The sequence below is a fragment of the Methyloceanibacter marginalis genome, from assembly GCF_001723295.1.
Taxonomy (GTDB): domain Bacteria; phylum Pseudomonadota; class Alphaproteobacteria; order Rhizobiales; family Methyloligellaceae; genus Methyloceanibacter; species Methyloceanibacter marginalis.
On sequence record NZ_LPWD01000412.1, the window covers coordinates 1 to 19,955 of the forward strand.

24 protein-coding genes and 5 pseudogenes are annotated in these 19,955 nt (G+C 63.9%); 9 read left to right on the forward strand and 20 right to left on the reverse strand.

The genetic code is table 11. The features are described 5' to 3' along the window. Window positions 1-1,088: NAD-dependent formate dehydrogenase (locus AUC71_RS13760; protein WP_069624693.1), on the reverse strand; the 1,088-nt coding region annotated here is incomplete at its 3' end. 346 nt (window positions 1,089-1,434) lie between these two features. Here AUC71_RS13760 and AUC71_RS13765 point away from each other — a divergent pair. Both AUC71_RS13765 and AUC71_RS13770 read left to right on the forward strand, forming a co-directional pair. Continuing rightward, a complete protein-coding gene (locus AUC71_RS13765) occupies window positions 1,435-2,067 on the forward strand; it encodes a carbonic anhydrase (RefSeq protein WP_069624694.1) in 633 nt (210 codons plus the stop codon). Window positions 2,068-2,088: 21 nt separating this feature from the next. After that, on the forward strand, window positions 2,089-2,670 hold the full coding sequence (locus AUC71_RS13770; RefSeq protein ID WP_069624695.1) for a GNAT family N-acetyltransferase: 582 nt from the start codon (window positions 2,089-2,091) through the stop codon (window positions 2,668-2,670). Here AUC71_RS13770 and AUC71_RS13775 read toward each other — a convergent pair. Then, complete coding sequence (locus AUC71_RS13775; protein ID WP_069624696.1) at window positions 2,667-3,692, reverse strand: aspartate-semialdehyde dehydrogenase; 1,026 nt, start codon at window positions 3,690-3,692, stop codon at window positions 2,667-2,669. The genes AUC71_RS13770 and AUC71_RS13775 overlap by 4 nt on opposite strands. A gap of 151 nt (window positions 3,693-3,843) precedes the next feature. On the opposite strand from AUC71_RS13775, the gene AUC71_RS13780 reads away from it, so the two are divergent. Then, the gene (locus AUC71_RS13780; protein ID WP_425283392.1) at window positions 3,844-5,001 is read left to right on the forward strand and encodes a PQQ-dependent sugar dehydrogenase; all 1,158 of its coding nucleotides are present in this window, start codon (window positions 3,844-3,846) and stop codon (window positions 4,999-5,001) included. Then, window positions 4,983-5,198: a hypothetical protein gene (locus tag AUC71_RS22835; protein WP_425283393.1), complete on the forward strand. Its 216-nt coding sequence runs from the start codon at window positions 4,983-4,985 to the stop codon at window positions 5,196-5,198. Before AUC71_RS13780 ends, AUC71_RS22835 begins: the two co-directional genes overlap by 19 nt. On the opposite strand, the pseudogene AUC71_RS22410 reads toward AUC71_RS22835, so the two are convergent. Then, window positions 5,195-6,618: pseudogene (locus AUC71_RS22410) on the reverse strand (exopolysaccharide biosynthesis protein). The gene AUC71_RS22835 and the pseudogene AUC71_RS22410 overlap by 4 nt on opposite strands. 6 nt (window positions 6,619-6,624) lie before the next feature. Next, the gene (leuB, locus tag AUC71_RS13790) at window positions 6,625-7,731 is read right to left on the reverse strand and encodes a 3-isopropylmalate dehydrogenase (protein ID WP_069624697.1); all 1,107 of its coding nucleotides are present in this window, start codon (window positions 7,729-7,731) and stop codon (window positions 6,625-6,627) included. An 81-nt stretch (window positions 7,732-7,812) separates the two neighbouring features. On the opposite strand from leuB, the gene AUC71_RS13795 reads away from it, so the two are divergent. Further along, the gene (locus AUC71_RS13795; RefSeq protein WP_069624698.1) at window positions 7,813-8,022 is read left to right on the forward strand and encodes a hypothetical protein; all 210 of its coding nucleotides are present in this window, start codon (window positions 7,813-7,815) and stop codon (window positions 8,020-8,022) included. A gap of 35 nt (window positions 8,023-8,057) precedes the next feature. Further along, window positions 8,058-8,231 carry a hypothetical protein gene (locus AUC71_RS19740; protein ID WP_158007862.1) on the forward strand — a complete coding sequence of 58 codons (174 nt, stop codon included), beginning with the start codon at window positions 8,058-8,060 and terminating at the stop codon, window positions 8,229-8,231. A 6-nt stretch (window positions 8,232-8,237) separates the two neighbouring features. Here AUC71_RS19740 and leuD read toward each other — a convergent pair whose 3' ends face one another. Next, window positions 8,238-8,843: a 3-isopropylmalate dehydratase small subunit gene (gene leuD / locus AUC71_RS13800; RefSeq protein ID WP_069624699.1), complete on the reverse strand. Its 606-nt coding sequence runs from the start codon at window positions 8,841-8,843 to the stop codon at window positions 8,238-8,240. 127 nt (window positions 8,844-8,970) lie between these two features. Here leuD and AUC71_RS13805 point away from each other — a divergent pair, with 127 nt between their 5' ends. Together AUC71_RS13805 and AUC71_RS13810 are read left to right on the forward strand one after the other, a co-directional pair. Continuing rightward, window positions 8,971-9,366 (forward strand): PH domain-containing protein, encoded by a 396-nt coding sequence (locus AUC71_RS13805; RefSeq protein WP_069624700.1) that lies wholly within the window; start codon window positions 8,971-8,973, stop codon window positions 9,364-9,366. Window positions 9,367-9,383: 17 nt separating this feature from the next. After that, complete coding sequence (locus tag AUC71_RS13810; protein ID WP_069624701.1) at window positions 9,384-9,707, forward strand: hypothetical protein; 324 nt, start codon at window positions 9,384-9,386, stop codon at window positions 9,705-9,707. 190 nt (window positions 9,708-9,897) lie between these two features. On the opposite strand, the gene AUC71_RS13815 is transcribed toward AUC71_RS13810, so the two are convergent. Both AUC71_RS13815 and AUC71_RS13820 read right to left on the reverse strand, forming a co-directional pair. Beyond that, entirely contained in the window at window positions 9,898-10,491 is a 594-nt protein-coding gene (locus AUC71_RS13815) for a hypothetical protein (RefSeq protein ID WP_204376734.1), read from the reverse strand. Window positions 10,492-10,564: 73 nt separating this feature from the next. Next, complete coding sequence (locus AUC71_RS13820) at window positions 10,565-10,975, reverse strand: metallopeptidase family protein (RefSeq protein ID WP_069624703.1); 411 nt, start codon at window positions 10,973-10,975, stop codon at window positions 10,565-10,567. A 102-nt stretch (window positions 10,976-11,077) separates the two neighbouring features. On the opposite strand from AUC71_RS13820, the gene AUC71_RS13825 reads away from it, so the two are divergent. Beyond that, entirely contained in the window at window positions 11,078-11,377 is a 300-nt protein-coding gene (locus AUC71_RS13825) for a hypothetical protein (RefSeq protein ID WP_141701716.1), read from the forward strand. Between the two features lie 109 nt (window positions 11,378-11,486). Here AUC71_RS13825 and AUC71_RS21480 read toward each other — a convergent pair whose 3' ends face one another. The 13 genes and pseudogenes from AUC71_RS21480 to AUC71_RS13890 all read right to left on the reverse strand — a co-directional run. Then, window positions 11,487-11,759: a class I SAM-dependent methyltransferase gene (locus AUC71_RS21480; protein ID WP_069624705.1), complete on the reverse strand. Its 273-nt coding sequence runs from the start codon at window positions 11,757-11,759 to the stop codon at window positions 11,487-11,489. Continuing rightward, window positions 11,735-11,995, reverse strand: coding sequence for a class I SAM-dependent methyltransferase (locus AUC71_RS21485; RefSeq protein WP_342021867.1), 261 nt, complete (start codon window positions 11,993-11,995; stop codon window positions 11,735-11,737). Before AUC71_RS21485 ends, AUC71_RS21480 begins: the two co-directional genes overlap by 25 nt. Window positions 11,996-12,204: 209 nt before the next feature. Continuing rightward, window positions 12,205-12,876, reverse strand: a complete 672-nt coding sequence (locus AUC71_RS13840; protein ID WP_069624707.1) for a hypothetical protein — start codon at window positions 12,874-12,876, stop codon at window positions 12,205-12,207. A gap of 7 nt (window positions 12,877-12,883) precedes the next feature. After that, window positions 12,884-14,290 (reverse strand): 3-isopropylmalate dehydratase large subunit, encoded by a 1,407-nt coding sequence (gene leuC / locus AUC71_RS13845; RefSeq protein WP_069624708.1) that lies wholly within the window; start codon window positions 14,288-14,290, stop codon window positions 12,884-12,886. 131 nt (window positions 14,291-14,421) lie between these two features. Next, window positions 14,422-14,850 (reverse strand): hypothetical protein, encoded by a 429-nt coding sequence (locus tag AUC71_RS22840; RefSeq protein ID WP_425283394.1) that lies wholly within the window; start codon window positions 14,848-14,850, stop codon window positions 14,422-14,424. Then, window positions 14,808-15,134 (reverse strand): 50S ribosomal protein L19, encoded by a 327-nt coding sequence (gene rplS / locus AUC71_RS21490; protein ID WP_425283395.1) that lies wholly within the window; start codon window positions 15,132-15,134, stop codon window positions 14,808-14,810. Before rplS ends, AUC71_RS22840 begins: the two co-directional genes overlap by 43 nt. Before the next feature lie 280 nt (window positions 15,135-15,414). Continuing rightward, complete coding sequence (locus AUC71_RS13855) at window positions 15,415-15,735, reverse strand: c-type cytochrome (protein WP_244500969.1); 321 nt, start codon at window positions 15,733-15,735, stop codon at window positions 15,415-15,417. A 57-nt stretch (window positions 15,736-15,792) separates the two neighbouring features. Then, a pseudogene (gene trmD / locus AUC71_RS13860) lies at window positions 15,793-16,508 on the reverse strand (tRNA (guanosine(37)-N1)-methyltransferase TrmD). Window positions 16,509-16,542: 34 nt separating this feature from the next. Then, window positions 16,543-17,699, reverse strand: a pseudogene (locus tag AUC71_RS22415) (adenylate/guanylate cyclase domain-containing protein). Beyond that, window positions 17,633-18,198: pseudogene (locus AUC71_RS13875) on the reverse strand (NADAR family protein). Before AUC71_RS13875 ends, AUC71_RS22415 begins: the two co-directional pseudogenes overlap by 67 nt. A 40-nt stretch (window positions 18,199-18,238) precedes the next feature. Next, window positions 18,239-18,703 carry a ribosome maturation factor RimM gene (gene rimM / locus AUC71_RS13880; protein WP_069624713.1) on the reverse strand — a complete coding sequence of 155 codons (465 nt, stop codon included), beginning with the start codon at window positions 18,701-18,703 and terminating at the stop codon, window positions 18,239-18,241. Window positions 18,704-18,773: 70 nt separating this feature from the next. Continuing rightward, window positions 18,774-19,244 (reverse strand): 30S ribosomal protein S16, encoded by a 471-nt coding sequence (gene rpsP, locus AUC71_RS13885; RefSeq protein ID WP_069624714.1) that lies wholly within the window; start codon window positions 19,242-19,244, stop codon window positions 18,774-18,776. Window positions 19,245-19,287: 43 nt separating this feature from the next. Beyond that, window positions 19,288-19,955 (reverse strand): annotated as a pseudogene (locus AUC71_RS13890) (signal recognition particle protein); the annotation flags it as partial.

Consider the following 19,955-nt stretch of genomic DNA (forward strand, 5'->3'; position numbering starts at 1 on the left):
CGGATCGGCTTACCGGCGAAGAAGTCCTCAAGGATCTCTCGCGTGCCCGCCGCATAGCGCGTCTGCGCCGACAGCGAGGTGCCGGAGATATGCGGCGTCATGCCGTGATGGGGCATGGTCCGCCACGGGTGATCCTTCGGCGCGGGCTGCGGGAACCACACATCGCCGGCATAACCGGCGAGCTGACCGCTTTCGAGCGCACGCACCACCGCATCGCGATCGGCGATCTTGCCGCGGGCGGTGTTGATGAGATAGCTGCCGCGCTTCATCTTGCCGATCATCTCGTCGTTGAACAGATGCTCGGTCTCGGGGTGCAACGGGCAGTTGATCGTCACCACGTCGCAGACCTTGACCATGTCCTCGACGTTCGGGTGATAGGTCAGGTTGAGCTCCTGCTCCACCTCCTTCGGCAGGCGGTGCTTGTCGTAATAGTGGAGGTTCACGTCGAAGGGCGCGAGCCGCCGCAGAACGGCAAGGCCGATGCGTCCCGCGGCGACCGTACCCACGTGCATGCCTTCCAAGTCGTACGACCGCTCGACACAGTCGGCGATGTTCCAGCCGCCTTTGATCACCCACTGGTAGGACGGGATGTAGTTCCGCACCAGCGACAGGATCATCATCACCACATGTTCGGCGACGCTGATCGAGTTGCAGAAGGTGACCTCGGCCACGGTGACGTTCTTGTCCATGGCTGCTTGCAGGTCGGTGTGGTCGGAGCCGATGCCGGCGGTGACGACGAGCTTCAGGTTCTTCGCCTTATCGAAACGCTCCTTCGTCATGTAGGCAGGCCAGAAAGGCTGGGAGATGACCACATCGGCATCGGCCAACTGCTTCTCGAACTCGGAATTCGCGCCGTCCTTGTCGGCGGTCACCACAAGCTCGTGGCCATTGGCCTCAAGGAATTTGCGCAATCCGAGCTCGCCCGAGACGCTGCCGAGCAATTCGCCCGGCTTGAAGTCGATAGCGCTCGGGGTGGGCGCGGTCTGGCCGTCGGGATAGTGATCGATCTTGGGAATGTCATCCCGCGCATATTTTGGCGGGTAACCGTTCACCGGATCGTCGTAGAGAACACAAACAACTTTCGCCATATCGGCACTCCTTTCGGGGGCGACATGGACTCAACACGCCAGGGCGACCCGCAAGCGCCCACAAGCGGAATTCGACGACGTGCGGAGCATGTCGCGGACAGGGGGTTTCGAGGCTCTGCGTTGCACGCATCATGGCCTCAACCACGTTTCCTCGAACTGGACGGCGCGATTTCTTTTCGCGCTCTCAAGATGCCAGTTGTTGCATTACGCGCCAGACGCTCTGTCTGATCAAGACGGCAGTCCCAAACGCGTGATCGAGTTTGCCTATCGAATATGGGGAGCAAACTCCATCTGGACAAACGCGCGAAGGGCTGGAATCGTGCCGCCGCGTTAGAAGGAATCTAAAATGCTCCCAAAGCCTCTCATCGACGGATATTGGCGGTTTCGCAAGGACAGTCACGGGCCCGATAAAGGTCGGTATCGCCAGCTTGCAACGTTAGGCCAATCGCCGACCGGCATGGTCATCGCCTGCTGCGATTCCCGTGTGGACGTGTCCGCGATCTTCGACGCCGGCCCGGGCGTGCTGTTCATCATGCGCAATGTCGCCAATCTGGTTCCGCCGTTCGAGCCCGAGGGCAAGTTTCACGGCACCAGCGCCGCGGTGGAATACGCCGCACTCGTGCTCAACGTGCCGAACATCATCGTGCTCGGTCATTCCCATTGCGGCGGCATCGCGGCCTATCGCGAAAAGCTGGCCGGCAAGGCGGACGAGACGAGCTTCATCGGGCGCTGGCTGACGCTGCTCGACGGCATCAATGTGAAGGCCAACGAGGTGGATGCCTTCGGTCCGGAGGTCGCCTCGGAGCTGGCCGGCATTCGCCAGTCGCTCGCGAACCTGCGCACGTTCGATGCGCTGAAAAAGCGCGAGGCCGAGGGGCTGCTCACGCTGCACGGCCTTCACTTCGATATCGGCAGCGGCACGGTGCTGGCGCTCGACGAGAAGACCGATAGCTTTGCGCCTTTGCCTGAAGACGATTGAGACCCAACGGAGCGCCGTCAGATGACCGCTGCCATGGTCAAGACCGCAACACGCGCTGACACAGATAAATGCGTGGCGCTGATCGCGCTTGCGTTCAGCAACGATCCGGCCGCGCGTTGGGCCTACAAGGACCCCGCTGCCTATCTCGAGCACTTTCCGGCGTTCGCCCGCGCCTTCAGTTGCGCCGCGTTCGATTACGGCACGGCGCATCACATCGAAGGATCCGCGACCGCGCTATGGATTCCACCCGGAGTGGAACCGGACGAAGGGCCCCTCGTGGCGTTGATCGAGGCTTCAGTGCCGGCCAGCGATCTCGCCGCGGTCCTCGACGTGCTCGAACAGATGGGCGAGGCGCATCCGCAAGAGCCCCACTGGTACTTGCCGCTGATCGGCACCGATCCGGCGCAGCAGGGCCGCGGTCACGGGTCGGCACTTCTCCGGCACGCGCTTGCGATGTTCGACGCCGATCGGGTTCCCGCCTATCTCGAAGCGACGAGTCCGCGGAACGTGGCGCTGTACCAGCGGCACGGCTTCGAAATCACCGGCACGATCCAAGCGGGGGACTCGCCGATAATCACGCCGATGGTGCGGCGTCCCCGCTAAGCCGCCTTCTTCAGCAGATTGCGCTCGATGATGGTCTCGGCGATCTGGATCGTGTTCAGTGCCGCGCCTTTCCGCAAATTGTCCGACACGCACCATAGCGACAGGGCGTTGTCGACCGTCTGGTCGTCGCGAATGCGCGAGACATAGGTGGCGTAGTCGCCGACGCACTCGACCGGCGTCACGTAGCCGCCGGGCTCGCGCTTGTCGACCACGAGTATGCCGGGCGCATCGCGCAAGATGCGTCGCGCATCCTTGGCAGTCATCTCGCTCTCGAATTCGATGTTGACGGCCTCGGCGTGCCCGACAAACACCGGCACCCGCACGCACGTCGCCGTGAGCTTGATCTTGGGGTCGAGGATCTTCTTGGTCTCGACCATCATCTTCCACTCTTCCTTGGTGGAGCCGTCGTCGAGGAAAACGTCGATATGAGGAATGACGTTGAAGGCGATCTGCTTGGTGAACTTGTCAGGCTCGGGCGGCTGGGTGACGAAAATGCCCTTGGTCTGGTTCCATAGCTCGTCCATCGCTTCCTTGCCGGCGCCGGAGACGGATTGGTAGGTCGAGACGACCACGCGCTTGATCTTGGCGACGTCGTGCAGCGGCTTCAACACGACGACGAGTTGCGCCGTGGAGCAGTTCGGATTGGCGATGATGTTCTTCTTGGTGAAGCCCGCGATGGCATCGGCATTCACCTCCGGCACGATCAGCGGCACGTCCGCGTCGTAGCGCCAGCACGAGGAGTTGTCGATGACCACGCAGCCGGTTGAGCCGATCCTGGGCGACCATTCCTTGGAGATGGTGGAGCCCGCGGACATCAGCGCGAAATCGATACCGTGGAAGTCAAAATTCTCAAGATCGCGGCATTTCAGGCGCGCATCGCCGTAAGACACCTCCACACCGATGGAGCGGCTGGAGGCGAGCGGGATCACCTCGTCGGCGGGAAACTCCCGCTCGGCCAGGATATTGAGCATCTCGCGCCCGACATTGCCGGTGGCGCCGATGACGGCGACTTTGTAGCCCATGGACGAAACTCCTGCTGGCGGCGGGTTTTCCGCTACCCTCGCGGCGGATTTATGGGAAGGCCGCGCCAAAGTAAAGGCGCGGCGAATTGGCCGGGAAACGGATGGCTTCCCGAGGCGTTGAATCCGGAGAAACAATCATCCGAGGCCTAAAATGCCGAGTTTTTCCAAATGCGCGCTGCCGCTCGCGGCGGTGCTGATATTGCTGCTGGGAGCCTGCGATTCCGCCGATCTGCCGGAGGAAGCCTCCCAGGGCGCAAATCCAACCATTCCCGAGCCGAGCGACGGCGTCGTGCCGACCGTGAACGTCGCCGAGGCGACGTCGTGGCCTGATGGCGAAAAGCCCACGCCGGCCGAAGGGCTCGAGGTGAAGGCTTTCGCCAGGAACCTCGACCATCCCCGCTGGCTCCATGTGCTTCCCAACGGCGACGTGCTGGTCGCGGAGACGAACGCGCCAAAGCGATCGGGCGGACGTGAAGGCATTAGAGAGTGGGTCATGGGCTGGGCGATGGACAGGGCCGGGGCCGCGGTGCCAAGCCCCAACCGGATCATGCTTCTGCGCGACGAGGACGGCGACGGCCAAGCCGATACGAAAACGGTCTTTCTCGAAAATCTCAATTCGCCCTTCGGCATGGCGCTGATCGGCGAGGATCTCTACGTAGCCAATACGGATGCGGTGATGCGCTTTCCGTACGAGGAGGGCGCCACCGAGATCACCGCGAAGGGCGAAAAGCTCGCCGACCTGCCGGGCGGACCGATCAACCATCATTGGACCAAGAGCCTCGTGGCAAGCCCCGATGGCAAGCATCTCTATTCAGGCGTCGGCTCCAACAGCAACGTTGCCGAGAACAGCATGGAGGTGGAGGAAGGCGCGCGGCCATCCACGAGATCGACGTCGAGACGGGAGAGAGCCGTTATCTTTGCGTCCGGCTTGCGCAATCCGGTCGGGCTAGACTTTCAGCCCGGCACCGACACGCTATGGGCCGTGGTCAACGAGCGAGATGAGCTGGGCAGCGACCTCGTCCCCGACTATCTCACGTCGGTGAAGGAGGGCGGCTTTTACGGCTGGCCCTACAGCTACTGGGGTCACTACGTGGACACACGCGTGGAGCCGCAGAAGCCGGAGCTGGTGAAGGAAGCCATCGTGCCGGATTACGCGCTCGGCAACCATGTGGCCCCGCTTGGTCTCACCTTCGCCGAGGGCAACACCCTGCCGCCCGCTTATGCGAGCGGCGCGTTTGTCGGCGAGCAAGCGGTTCATGGAACCGCGCGCCGCGCAGCGGCTACAAGGTGGTGTTCGTCCCCTTCGTGAACGGCGAGCCCCAAGGCAAGCCGATCGACGTGCTGACTGGCTTCCTCAACGAGGACGAAGAGGCGCGCGGGCGTCCCGTTGGTGTCGAGATCGCCAAGGGCGGCGCGCTGCTCGTGGCCGACGACGTCGGCAACACGGTCTGGCGGGTGAGCGGCGCGCTGCGGAGCGCCCAGGCCCCGGAAACACCAGCGCGCTAGCCGATAAAGCTTGAGAACAGCAGCAACGCCGCCTTGATGAAGCCAAGGACGACGGCCCCGGCCACGACCACGCTCGCCGCCGCAATGGCGGTGCCGATAAGCACGCCGACGCCGTCCTTTTCGACGATGGCGAGCCCGAAAATGGCGATGGCGAAGGCGGGCACCAGTTGGCGAAGGGGATGGGCAAGGTGAGTATCAGCGCGAGAAAGAGAACCAGGGTGCCGACGGCGCGCTCGCCGGTCCAGGACAGGAGCCAGGTCAAGCGCGGCCTGAAGAGCCGCTCGGCTCGCTCCAACGCGGGCAGCGTGCGCGAAACGACGGCCTCGAAGCTCGCGCGCGGGAAGGAGCGCCGCTTGATCCAGTCGGGGAACCAGGGCCGGCGCCGACCATAAGCGAGTTGCGCCCCCAACAGCACGAGCGGAAATCCGAGCACTGCCGAAAGCAGCGGAATATTCAGCGGTACGAGATTCGGCAACGCGAAGATCAGGAGCAGAACGCCAAAACCGCGATCGCCCAGTGCGTCACGGAGTGCACCGAGACTGATGCGATCCGCCGTCTGGGTCTCCAAAAACTTGCGAAGAAGAACGGACGTGCGCCGGCCGTTCGGCGCAGCGGCGGGTGTCTCGGTGCGCGCCGGCGTTAGGGCGCCCAGGGAATGTGTCGCTTTTTGGTCCATAGTCTCGCCGCAGGCCATCCCCCACACTGAGGGACATATAGGCGCGCAATATGACGGTTGGGTCGCAATACGACGGCCGCGTCGCAGCTTAGTTAACCGGCGGCCGGGGAGCTCGTCCTTCACCTCGGCGCAGTCCTTGCGGGTGAACTTGTTGACCTGGCGCACGACTTCGGGGCCCAGCGCGTTGGTCGAGTTGTCCAAACCCGTCGCGGCGTAAAGCAGAGGATAGATCGCCGCCGGCGCGGACACCTCTCCCCAGTTGACCTTGGCGTCGGTCGCCTTGCCGTTCTTGAACGTCACGCGAGGCGCAAGCTCGACTTCGATGACATAAGGTTTGCCGTCCTGCTGAATGGCGCAGCGCACCTTGTGCATGTCTGTCGTGATCGAGGCGCTCGGCGCGCTCATGGCATTGGCGAGGGGCGCACGCTCCAGACGCACGGTCGATTGGCACGCCGCTTTACCCCAGACCCAATCGACGCGGCCGCCCAGCGCATCGACGATCTCTTCGGCGCGCCATGTCCAGCCGATATCGCAGGTGATGTCAGACCCTTGCGCCTCCCGGGTCTCGACGATGTCGCAAATCTCGATCTTGCACGCCTCGCGGGCCTGCTTCTGGGCCTGCTCCTCGGGCGTCGGCTTGCGCTTGGAGGTAACCTGCGGGCCGAGATCCTCGGCGGCGAGGTCTGGCACGCTCGTTCCCAAGAGGAGCAGCGCAACCGCAACAAGGGCGAATCGCTGTGTCATGGGCGCCTAGGTTGCACTCTTTAGCGACGCAATAATGGCGTCGCCCATCTCGCGCGTGCCCACGGTCTTGCAGCCGTCCTGCTTGATGTCGCCGGTCCGCAGGCCCTGATCGAGCACATCTGCGATGGCTTTCTCGATTCTGTCCGCCGCCTCGCCAAGATCGAAGGAATAGCGCAAAGCCATGGCGAAGCTGGCGATCGTGGCGATGGGGTTGGCCGCGCCCTTGCCGGCAATATCCGGAGCGGAGCCGTGCACCGGCTCGTAGAGCGCCTTGCGGCGGCCGCGCTCGTCCTCGGCTCCGAGCGAGGCGGACGGCAACATGCCAAGCGATCCCGTGGCCATGGCGGCCTCATCGGACAGCACGTCGCCGAACAGATTGTCGGTGACGATGACGTCGAACTGCTTCGGCGCGCGCACGAGCTGCATGGCACAGTTGTCGGCAAGGATGTGCTCGAGCTTGACGTCGGAATAGCGGTCCTTGTGGACCTGAGTCACCACCTCGTTCCAGAGCACGCCCGTCTTCATGACGTTGCGCTTCTCGGCGGAGTGGACGAGATTGCCGCGCTTGCGCGCCAGCTCGAAGGCGACGGCAGCGATGCGTACGATCTCGTAGGTCTCGTAGACCTGCGTATCGACCGCGCGCTTCTGACCGTTCCCAAGATCGGTGATCTCCTTGGGCTCGCCAAAATAGACGCCGCCGGTCAGCTCGCGCACGATCATGATATCGAGACCGTCGACCAGTTCCCGCTTCAAGGATGATGCATCGGCCAGGGCCGGGTAGCAGATGGCGGGACGGAGATTGGCGAAAAGCTCGAGGTCCTTGCGCAAGCGGAGCAGCCCGGCCTCGGGGCGCTTGTCGTAGGGGACGCCGTCCCATTTGGGTCCGCCCACGGCGCCCAGCATCACCGCGTCGGCTTCGAGCGCGATCTTCATGGTGGCGTCGGAGACCGACTCGCCATGGGCATCGTAGGCGCAGCCGCCGACCAGGTCCGTCTCGGTTTCGATCGTGGCAAGGCCGGACGTATTCACCCAGTCGATCAGGCGCGTCACCTCGCCCATGACCTCGGGGCCGATGCCGTCGCCGGGAAGAAGTAAGAGTTTGTAGGAAGCCATGAATCCGCGTCCGCCTTGTGCTAAAGCATCGTCCCGATAGGCCGGAAGCAACCGGCGGAGCTTGGGTAACGGGAGTGAGACATGCTGACAAGGGTGCTGTTTGCCGCCTTTCTGCTGGTCGGAGCCGCCGGGAGCGTCTCTGCCCAGGACACCACGGTCGTGGCGCTGGGGCTCACCGACCATGTCGTCACCGAGGATGAACTTGTGAGCGGGGCCGATCTGGCGCCACCGCGCTTCAACAGTCCAGGCGTCGCGTATGTGCTAGTAGCGCATCGCCCAGAAGCGACATAATCGAGATCCATCTCACCAAAGACGGCGAGTCCCTGATGCACAATGTGCGCGAGCTCGATGCCGATGAAGACGGCGTGCTGGTTCTGGCGGGCAAGACCGGCGTGCCGGCCGGCGGCTGGCCGGCCGGCAAGTACACGGCAAAGGTCGAGGTCATACGCGGCGGCGAGGCGCTTGCGGAACAGGAGAGCGAGGCGATCCCGTTCGAGTAGGCGCGGTCAGGCCCAGGGGCGGCTGGCGGCGTTCTGCTGCTCGAAGGCTTCGATGGCGTCGGCCTTCTCCAACGTCAGCCCGATATCGTCGAGCCCCTCGATCAGACAGCGCTTGCGGTGCGGGTCGACGTCGAACTTGATGACTCCACCGTCAGGCCCGCGGATCTCTTGTGCTTCCAGGTCGATGGTGAGACGCGCGTTGTCGCCGCGCGAGGCATCGTCGATCAGCTTATCGATCTCCGACTGCGGCAACACGATCGGCAGAATGCCGTTCTTGAAACAGTTATTGTAGAAAATGTCGGCGAAGGACGGGGCGACGATGCAGCGGAAGCCGAAATCGAGCAGGGCCCAGGGTGCGTGCTCGCGGGACGAGCCGCAGCCGAAATTGTCGCCGGCGATGAGGATCTTGGCCTCGGTGTAAGGCGGCTGGTGCAGCACGAATTCGGGCAGTTTCTCGCCCGCCTCGTCATAGCGCAGCTCGGCGAACAGGCCTTCGCCCAGCCCGGTGCGCTTGATGGTCTTCAGGTACTGCTTGGGGATGATCATGTCGGTATCGACATTGATCATCGGCAGATAGGCAGCGATGCCCGTGAGCGTCGTGAATTTTTCCATGGGGTAACCTCTTGTCCGTCAGCCATATAGCGGCTCGCGGGGCCGGTTTCCACCATCACATATCCGCGCTTTTCTCCGGCCATGGTGGGCCTTAAGGTCCGGGGCCAGGCGGTGGGAGATAAGAAACATGGTGGGCACGGTAATCTACAAGGCGCATCCGGCGATGTTCCGGGCGCACCCGTTCTGGTTCATCTTCTTCGTGCTCTTGATCGCCGCGTTCGGCATCGGCCTGCTCATTCTGCTCTATTGGTACGTCAAGACCCGGGCCACGGCATTGACGGTCAGTGACCACGAGCTCCTCTATGAGCAGGGAATCTTGAGCAAGGAGCGGCTGGCCGTATCGTTGCGGCACGTGCGTTCGGTGCAGGTCAATCAGAGCTTCGTCAACCGCATCCTCGGTGTCGGCGAAATCGAGATCAAGACGGCGGGGGACGAGCCCGAGTTCACGGTCAGGGACCTGCCCGACCCGCATCAGGTGCGCGAGGCGATCAGCCGGGCGCAGGAAATGCGGCTGGACGACTAGGCGGGGAGCCAAGAGCCATGGCAGGCGAAGGAGACCGGCAGGACCGGAAAGAGGCCACGCGATTGTTCGTGGCGGCGGCGGTCGCGCTGATCCTGCTCGTCGTGATGGGCTTCGCCGGGCTCGCCTACTTCACCGAGATGATGGGGGAGGCCGACCCATTCTCGGCCGGGCTCGGGCTCAAGAACGCGGCGCTGATCTCGTTCGCGGTGTCGTTCGTGGCGATCCTGGTGATGGCCGTGGTCTCCGGCGGCGACGCCATTTTCGGCGAGCTGCCCTTCACCATCGCGGGCTTTCTGATCTTCTTCGTGATCTTCTGGCTGATGATCGCCTGGATTTTCTGAGGACCCTTGTCATTCCCGCGAAAGCGGGAATCCAGTAACCACCGCGCTCAGTTGCCCCGCGACGCCACGAGTTACTGGATTGCCCGGCCCTTCGCCCCGCCGAAGGATTGGTTGGCTCCATCAAAGGCGATGCTTCGGACCGCAGGCGGGTCGAGCCGGGCAAATGACACATGAGAAAGACGTAGAAACTTTAGTTCGACGGGCCGAGCGTAAAGACACCCCGATCGGACTTCGCGTTCTGGGTGCCGTTGACCAGCTGGCGGTAATAGGTCCGCATCGTCTCGCAGCGCTGCGGGCCGGGCGGATGCACGGCGTCCCCCTTCAGCTGAGAGATAAAGGTGCAGATCTGCTCCATGCCTTGGGCGTCGAGCCAGCCCCATTTCACGCCCCGCCGGATGGCGAAGAGGTCGGCCTTCGTCTCACTGGCGCCGATGAATTGGTGGCCGCACTCGTGAGAGTAGATGTAGAGCTTCACTTGCGTGGAGAGCCCCGCGATCTTCGTGGTGTTGAGAATGAGGAAGCCAGGAAAGGCGCCGCCCCAACTATCGAAGTTCGGGTTCAGCACGGTCGGCCGCGTGCCGCAATTCACGCGGATGCCGTCGATCTTGAGACTCCCGTGGGGGATTTCCTGGCCGGAAGGGCCCACCTGTTCGAGATATTGCTCGATCGTGGGGCCGCCGGCTGAACCGCCGCGATAGACGAATTCCTGCGCGCGCGCGGTCCCGTTCAGGCCGGAGAGGCCTGCAAGCGCAAGCGCGGCGACCGCCGCCAAACGAAAAATCACCCGTCCGCTAAGCATCGTTGGCACACTCTAAAGCGAGATTGGTATCTAGGCAATTACCGCACACTGTCGCGGGTCAGCTCGCGGCTTCGGATTCGATACGCTCCATGTCGTCGTCGGACAGGCCGAAATGGTGGCCGATCTCGTGCACCAGAACATGGGCGATAATGTCGCCGAGCTTGTCCTCATGCTCGGCCCAGTAATCGAGAATCGGCCGACGATACAGGAAGATCATCTCCGGCAGCGCTGAGACGTCAAGCACGCTTTGGCGGGTGAGATCGACCGCCTGATAAAGCCCCAGCAGGCCGAAGGGCGACTCGATGCCGAGCGAGTCGAGAACCTCGTCGGTGGGGAAGTCCTCGACCCGAATCAGCACGTCCTCCGTCATGTCGCGAAAGCTGCGCGGCAGCCGCCTATAGACTTCACCGGCGATGAGTTCGAACTCGCCGAGGCTCGGCGGACGGTGCTTGTTCCAGTCGGTGGTCATATGTGTCTCTCTCCGTGGCGTGCCAGACCTTATGGCAAGGGCGCAGCGCGGCCAACGGGTCGTGGTAACCCATAAATCCGGCAAGCATGATAGAGTGTGTCCATGATGCTCCGCTCAGGATTTGTCGCCGCTTCGGGTCTGGCCGGGCTTCTGCTGGCCCTCGGCGCCGGGACGCCCGCCCTGGCGAAGAAGGACTGCGGGGCCTGGAACAACTGGTGCCGGCCGGCGTGCGGCGACTGGAATGCCTGGTGCGCCGGCCAGTCCCTGCCAGACGTCCTGTCGCGCATGCAGCCGCGGAGCTTCTTCGCGGACCCCACATGGCAGGCGCCAAACTATCTTCCGCCGGAGGACAACAAGGCCGCCGAAAAACCGGAGCGCAACCGCGCGGCGCGGCAAGACTAGCCGGGTTTCCGCGCAAGCACGATCGCCTCGCGCAAGGTGAAGGTGAACCCGTCCTCGGTCTCGCGGGGGCGCAGGAAGCCCTGCAACGGATCGCTTGCGACCATTTCTTTCAGGCGCGCGACGGTCGCGGTAATGCAGCGCATACGCTCGACCCAGGGCCGAAGGGAATGTCCTGATCCATCACCTCCGAGGAGACAAGGGTGAGACCGGCATCGCCGATCAGCTCGCACCACTCGGCAAGTGCGAGGCAGCGTCCGTGACTTGGGTCGCGCAGCTTCTCGAACGCGTTGTAGCGGGCGGCAAGGTCCTCGTCGGAGGGCGAGACGTTGTCGACCAGGGCGAAGGTGCCGCCGGGGATCAGCACGCGGGCCGCCTCGCGCACGAACGCCTCGGATCGGGAAAATGATGCGCGGCGAGCCGGCAGGTGACCAGGTGATAGCTGGTGTCGGGGAAGGGCAGGTCGCCGGCCTGTGCTTGCGCGGTGACCACGTTTCCGAGTCCGCGCTCTTTCGCAAGCTTGCGCGCCTGCTGCAGCATCTCCGGCGTGATGTCGCTGGCGGTGACCTTGGCGACTTTCGGCGCGAAGGCGAGCGCGGTGTGGCCGGCGCCGGTGGCGATGTCGAGATGCCGCCAGGTCGCTTCGTCTCGACCAGTTCGGTCAGCCGTGCGAGCGAGGGCCCAGTGGCATGCACGGCGGAGGCCGCATAGTCCGCGGCCGCCTCACCGAACTTCTTCTGAACCAAAGCGCTCATTTTTTTACACTCGATGCGAACGGGTCTTGAGGAATTCGAGGATGCCAAGGAAGCGGCCCGAAAGTCCCGGACCGGCTATTTTTCGGCTTGCATGGCCCCAAGCTGATCGGCGATGTCGACAAACTCGCTGAAGCCCGTCTCTTCGGGTTGCTCACCCAGGGCGGCAATCTTACGCTTGTAGTCCTCGACAAGCCGCGCATAGGTGGCCAAAGAATGCGAGAGATTGTTCGCCTTCAAGCCTCCTTCCGCCAATGTCGTTTGCAGCGCTTCTCTGGCCTCGGCCTCTTCGCCAGGTTGTTTCAGCATGTTGAGAAGATGCCTGGCGATGATCAAGCGGTTGCCGCGAGAGAAGAGATCCCAGGTGCGGTCCCGCTGAGCGTCGCTGTCGTAGAGCCCGCTCGATGTCAAAATATGGTCGAGATGATACGAGAGCCGTTGCGCATAAAACTCGTCGATTCCGAATAGCAGATCGACTTGGCTCGCTTTCGCTTGCGCTTCGAGCACGCTCGTGCTGCGCGCGAGTTCCTCGCGTTGCGCCGCTAATTCTTCTCTTTGCAGCCAGACAGTGATCATCAGCCAGAAAAAGGCCGGCGGCGCAAACCAGCCTGCTAAAAAATCACCGAAGGCATCAGGTTCGAGACCGAAGACGTCCCGCAAATTGTAACCGAGATAGACCGCGAGAAACCCAAACCAGAGCACAGTCGCCGCGATGCCGATCGTCATCGCGCTGGAGCGGTTTGAGGTCATCCGGCTTCTAATGCAGCTCGCGGATGTCGACGAAGTGTCCGGCGATGGCAGCGGCGGCGGCCATTTGCGGCGATACCAGATGCGTCCGCCCGAGCCTCCCTTGGCGTCCTTCGAAATTACGATTCGAGGTCGAGGCACAGCGCTCGCCGGGGCTGAGCTTGTCGGGGTTCATGGCGAGGCACATGGAACAGCCCGGCTCGCGCCACTCCGAGCCCGCGGCCTTGAAGATGGCATCGAGGCCTTCGTCCTCGGCTTGCGCCTTCACGAGCCCTGAGCCCGGGACGATCATGGCGTTCAGGTTCTCGTTGACGCGCTTGCCTTCGACGATCTTCGCCACGGCGCGCAAATCCTCGATGCGGCCGTTGGTACAGGAGCCGATGAAGATGCGGTCGAGCGCGATGTCGGTGATCTTCTCGCCGCCCTTCAAGCCCATATAGTCCAGCGCGCGGATCGCGGCCTTGCGCTTGGTTGGATCGGCGATGTCCTCGGGGACCGGCACGCGGCCGGCCACGGAGACGACCTGCTCAGGGCTCGTGCCCCACGAGACGATGGGCGGCAGCTTCTCGGCGTGGAGTACGATCTCGGAATCGAATACGGCGTCGGGATCGGAATAGAGCGTCTCCCAATGACGCTGCGCGAGCTCGTAGACGCCGCCTTTGGGCGCGCGCGGACGTCCCTTGATGTAGTCGAAGGTTTTCTGGTCCGGCGCGATCAGGCCGGCGCGGGCGCCGCCCTCGATCGACATGTTGCAGATCGTCATGCGCCCTTCCACGGAGAGCGCCTCGATCGCCTCGCCGGCATATTCGATGACGTGGCCGGTGCCGCCGGCGGTGCCGATCTCGCCGATGATGGAGAGGATGATGTCCTTCGCGGTGACGTTCTCGGGCAACTTGCCCTCGACGCGCACGCGCATGTTCTTGGCCTTCTGCTGGATCAGCGTCTGGGTGGCGAGTACGTGCTCGACCTCGCTCGTGCCGATGCCGTGCGCCAATGCTCCAAACGCACCATGGGTCGAGGTGTGGCTGTCGCCGCAGACGATGGTGGTGCCGGGCAGCGTGAAGCCCTGCTCGGGGCCGACCACATGGACGATGCCCTGACGCTTGTCGCGTTCGTGATAGTACTCGATGCCGAAGTCGAGCGCGTTCTTGGCCAGCGCCTCGATCTGAATCTTGGACTCCGGATCGTCGATGCCCAAAGAGCGGTCGGTGGTCGGCACGTTGTGATCGACCACGGCGAGCGTCTTCTCTGGCGCGCGCACCTTGCGGCCGGCCATGCGCAGACCCTCGAAGGCCTGTGGGCTCGTCACCTCATGGACGAGATGCCGGTCGATATAGATGAGGCAGGTGCCGTCCGGCGCCTCATGGACCAGGTGCTCGTCCCAGATCTTGTCGTACAGGGTGCGGGGCTTCGCCATTTTCGGTTTTCGTCGTTTCGCGTGGTCTCAGGGCTCAGATAGCGATTGCAGGCCGGCTTGCCAAGCAGGCCGGCGCCGCCTCACGCTAGAGACCCAGGGCAAAGAAATCGTGGATGGGCGTGAAGAAGGACTTAGTCCTTCTTCTTCTCCGCTTTCGCCTCGCCTTCAGCCGTAGCCTCTTCGGCCGGCGCCGCTTCGGTTTCTTCCTCGGCGGGGACCTCGTCGGCCGTGGTCTCGGCCATCAGCGCCACGGCCTTGCCCGTCCAGTCGTCGGTCTCGATTTGATTGCCGAGCGACAGCAAGTCATCGATCTGGGCGATCTCGTCGTCGCTGAGATTGGCGATCTGCTCGAACTTGATGATGCCGAGCTTGTTCAGCTTCTTCTCGAGGTCCGGCGTGACGCCTTCGATCAGCTTGAGATCGTCGGGCGCGCCTTTGGGCTTGTTGAAGCCTTTGAAGGCCTGGCCCTTCTGCTTCTTGCCGCGCGAGTCCTGGCGCTCGGGGAGTGCGGGCGGCCTTACCGCGGCGGCACGCAGGTAATAGAGCTTGGCGCGGCGCACGCGCCGTGGCGCACCACCTCGATGGAGTCGATCAGCGGCGAATGAATGGGGAACACACGCTCCACGCCCTCGCCGTAGGAAATCTTGCGGACGGTGAAGTTCTCGTGGATGCCGCCGCCGGCGCGGCCGATGCATACGCCTTCATAGGCCTGCACGCGGGAGCGCTCGCCTTCCACCACACGGACGTTGACACGGACGGTGTCGCCGGGGCCGAACTCGGGCACGCTGCGCTTCTTGAGACGGTCGGCGACCTGCTCTTTTTCGAGCTGAGCGATAATATCCATAACATATGCCTTTCACGGGCGCCTGCCGGGCCCTTCGGACCTCTAAAGCGAACGCCATTCTTTTTGATTGATCCAGAGATTGCCGGGCGTGGGCGTAAATCCCACAACCTGCGGGGGTTTCCTAGCCCAGGTTTCCGCTCTTGTCGATGGATTTTGGGCGGGTTTTAAGGGCCTGTCATGCCCGGACTTGATCCGGGCATCCATCCCGTTAGGTCTCAGCGCGGGGAGAGGCCAGTGGAGTGGATTGCCGGGTCAAGCCCGGCAATGACGGTGTTGAGGCTTACCCTTCGCCCTTGAGGCTCCGGATATAGGCCACGACATTCCGCATGTCGTCCTGCTCGAGGACAATATTGGGCATGGTCGGGTGGGAGCTCTGGAGCCAGACGGAAAGGGCCAGTTCCGTCATGCCGGGCGTGTCGGCCACGTCCTGGAAGGGCGGCGCCTCGAAGAGCGGGGATTCCAGGTCGCCCCCCTGAACGGCATGGCAGGCCGCGCAAACCTCCTCGGCGTAGGCCTTGCCCGCCGCGACGTCGGCCTCTTGCGCTTCGCCTGCTCCCGACAGGCCAAAGGTGACGATCCCGGCCAGAACCAGAGCTTTCATGCCCAGTCTCCTTTAGCCCTCCATAGGGTGCGGGAGCCTCAGCGGCACTGACCTCGATCAAGATTTGGATCTTCCGCCCTTTTCCCACAGATCCGGGCGGCGGGCCTGGTGAGGGCCTCCGCCTGCTCGCGGCGCCACTTGGCGATCTTCTCGTGGTCGCCTGACAGGAGCACCTCTGGGATCGGCCGGCCTTCCCACTCCCGGGGTTTCGTATAGTGCGGATACTCCAGGAGTCCGGAGGCGAAGCTTTCCTCGGTGAGCGAGCCCTCGTTGCCGGCCACGCCCGGCAGCAGCCGCACGCAGGCATCGATCAGGACTTGAGCCGCCAATTCTCCGCCGGACAGCACGTAGTCGCCAATGGAGATCTCCTCGATGTCCCGCGCCTCAAGCACGCGCTGGTCGACGCCCTCGAAGCGGCCGCAGAGCAGAAGCACGCCGGGACCTTTGGCAAGCTCCACCGCCCGCGCTTGGGTGAGGGGCGTTCCGCGCGGCGAGAGATAGATCGCCGGCGTTCCGGGCTCCGCATCGGCGCGGCCGGCGTCGATGGCCGCGGCGGCGATGTCCGCGCGCATGACCATGCCGGCCCCGCCGCCCGCCGGTGTGTCGTCGACGGAGCGATGTCTGTCGGTGGCGAAGTCGCGGATGTCGAGCGTCTCGAGTGTCCACGTGCCGTCTTGGAGCGCCTTGCCGGCGAGGCTCAAGCCGAGCGGCCCCGGGAACATCTCGGGGAAGAGGGTGAGGACGGTGGCGCGCCAAGCGAGGAGAGTGCTCATGGAGATGGCTCCTGTTGAGCCGCATTCTCGCCCTTCAGAACCAGGTCTTGATCGTCCCGACGCCCTTGATCGCAATGGGGCCGCGCCGCTCGAAAGTATAGCTGTCGCGGAGCGCCTGATAGAGGTCGCCCGCGACTTGGATCTCACCGGGAAGACCATGAGATTCAAGTCGCGCGGCTAGATTCACGGTCTCGCCCCAGACATCGTAGGAGAATTTGTCGGCACCGATGACGCCCGCCATGACGGGACCACTGGCGATCCCGACGCGGATGCGCAAGTCCAAATCGTGCGTGGCCGAAAGCTCCTCCACGGCTCCGGGCAAGGCGAGCGCCAGACGCGCCAGGCGATGCGCATGGTCGTGCTGGGGTGCACTGACGCCGCAACGGCCATGTAGCCGTCGCCGATGGTCTTGATCTTCTCCACCCCGTGGATCGCCGCCAACCGGTCGAACTTGGTCACCAGCCTGTCGAGGATCTCCACGGTGCGCGCCGCGCCGAGCTCCTGGGCCAGCTCGGTAAAGCCGACGAGGTCGGTGAACATCACCGAAGCGTTCGGTATGGCGTCGGCGACGCGTTCGCCCGGCCTCGTTTTCAGCCGCTCGGCGATCGGCTCGGGCAGGATGCTCGCGAGCAGCGAGTCCGCTTCCGCGCGGGCGCGGTCGGCCATGGTGAAGGCGTAGCCCACGATCAACGCGATGATGCAGAACGTCGTCGCGGCGGACGACACATAGAGATTGTGCAGCAGGAACGGGTCCGCGGCGATGCGCGCGCTGTCCGGCGGATAGAGGAACCAGGCGGCGATGTGAAGTCCGAGTCCGACCGCCACCGCGCCGATCACGAGACGGAGATGCGCCATGCCGCAAATCGCGAAGGCGACCGCCGCCACCACGATGTAGTTCAGCTGGATGCCCGAGTTGTGGCCGAGTTCTCGCACGAAGAAGAACAGTGCGGTGTATTCCGCTGCACAGATCACGAGCGCCGCAGCAACGTCGTTGATGCGGTGCGCAAGCGGGGCCAGCAGAGCAACGACAACGAGGCCGAGGTTCGCCACGATCAGCGGCCAATAGTTCTCGATGCCGAAGGCGGCGAAGACGCCGACATAGACGGCCGAGAAGATCGCGATCATCAGCGCCATGACGTTGACGATGGTGAGTCTGCGGCGCACGTTGCGCGGGTAGCCGGCGGTGCCCACTCGGCGAAGCGGCGAAGCGGGCCCAGCCAGACAAACAGTGGGTTGTCGTGCGAAGCCACGCGCGCCCCGCTTCGCAGATCGGCGCGCAGCCGCATCAGCATCTCGCCGAGTTTGTTCTGCCCCCTCCCGTCGGAGCCCGTGCCCCAATAGGAGTCGTGCGGCGAGTCTTCCTCGATCTTCTCGTCGCCGCTCCCGACCAGAGCGCGCGCAAGGTTTCGTGCTGCGTGAACTTGGCGCGCAGCGCGCGCTCCATCACGCCGTCTTTGCGTGCGGCCCAGTCGGCCCTGACCGTCGCCCTGTACTTTTGGGCGTAGCGCTTTGCCGCCACCGCCTTGGACAACTGGCGGATGTCCTCTTGCCGCGCCGGGTCCTCGAACTTCTGCGCCTGGTAATAGTGCTCGGTCGTCGGCCAGACATGGCCGTCGATCAGAACCGGGTAATTCGCGAAGTTTGAGAACTCGCGGTAACGGTCGGACTTGGAAAAGAAGCGGATGGTCATGGCAGACCTCTATGGCGTCATGCGTCCCCGCTCGATGACGTCAGTCTTCGTCTAGTTCCTCGGGCGGCACCAGCACCAGCCGCCCATTCTCGATATCCACCTCGGGTACCGCCGCTTCGGTAAAGGGCACGAGGAGAGTCTCTCCTCCATTTGCCGGCGCGACCTCGACGAGGTCGCCCGCGCCGAAATTATGCACGCCGACCACGGTGCCAAGCGGGGCGCCGCTCGTATCCACCGCGTCGAGGCCGATCAGATCCGCCACGTACCACTCGCCCTCCTCGCGCGCGGGCAACGCCGCGCGGGCGAGGTAGAGCTTCGTGCCGTTCAGCGCCTCCGCGCCCTCGCGTGTCGTCACCCCTTTGACGCGGGCGATGACCGCCTTCGGCGTGACGCGGACGTGCTCGATCTCGATCAGCTTCGCGCCCGTCTCGTCCTGGAGCGGACCATAGGCGGCGATCTCGGCCGGGTCCTGGGTGTAGGAGCGAAGACGAACCTCGCCCTTCACCCTTGCGCCGCGCCGATCTCGCCAACCAGAAGACGGTCCGCGCCTTGGTCCAAGGGTGCTTGGCCCAAGGCTACTCGGCCTTCTCGGCCTCGCCCTCGGCAGGGGCTTCCTCGGCGGGTGCTTCCTCGGCAGCGGGCTCCTCGGCGGGCGCGGCAGCGGCTTCGGCGGCAGCCTGCTTGGCCTCTTCCTCCGCCTTGGCCTTCTCCTCGGCGGCCTTGGCCTTCTCTTCCTCGCGATCGAGGCGCTTCTGTCCGGGTTTTGCCTTCTCCGGGTTCAAGCGCGGCTCGCGCTTCATCAGGCCTTCGGCATCGAGAAAGCGCAGCACGCGGTCCGTCGGCAGCGCGCCGTGGGACAGCCAATGCTTGGCGCGCTCGGTGTCGAGGTTGACGCGCTCTTCGGAATCGCGCGGCAACAACGGATTGAACGTGCCGATCTTCTCGATATAGCGGCCGTCGCGCGGGCTGCGCGAGTCGGCGACGACGATGCGGTAGAAGGGGCGCTTCTTGGCGCCGGCACGGGCCAGTCTGATCTTCAATGACATTGGTTTCTTGCTCCTGGTCGTTCGATCTCAAAAACTAAAGGGTTCAACGTTTCTTCTTTTGCTTCTGCGGCAGGCCGGGAAGGCCGGGCGGCAGGCTCCCGGGCAGCCCTGGAAAACCTCCGGGAAGGCCGCCTGAGGGCAGGCCCGGGAAATTCGCGGGCAGCTCAGATCCGGGCGCAGTTCTGCCGGCATCTCGGGCATCCCGCCGCCGCCGAACAGTCCGGACAGCGCGCCGCGCTTCTTCCCCATGGTCTTCATCATGTCGGCCATCTGGCGGTGCATCTTCACCAGCTTGTTGATGTCCTGCACGGAGGTGCCGGAGCCCGCGGCCACGCGCTTCTTGCGCGATGCGTTGAGCAGCTTCGGGGTCTTGCGCTCGGCTTTCGTCATCGAGCTGATAATTGCCTGCTGACGCTTGAAGACGCTGTCGTCGAGATTGGCGGCGTCGATCTGCTTCTTGATCTTGCCGATGCCGGGCAGCATGGAGAGCACGCCGCCCATGCCGCCGAGTTTCTGCATTTGGCCGAGCTGATCGGAGAGGTCCTGAAGGTCGAAGGAGCCTTTCCTCAGCTTCTTAGCGGTGGCTTGCGCCTTGTCGAGCTCGACGGTCTCCATCGCCTTCTCGACGAGGCCGACCACGTCGCCCATGCCAAGAATGCGCCCCGCGATACGGTCGGGATGGAATTCCTCGAGCGCGTCGAACTTCTCGCC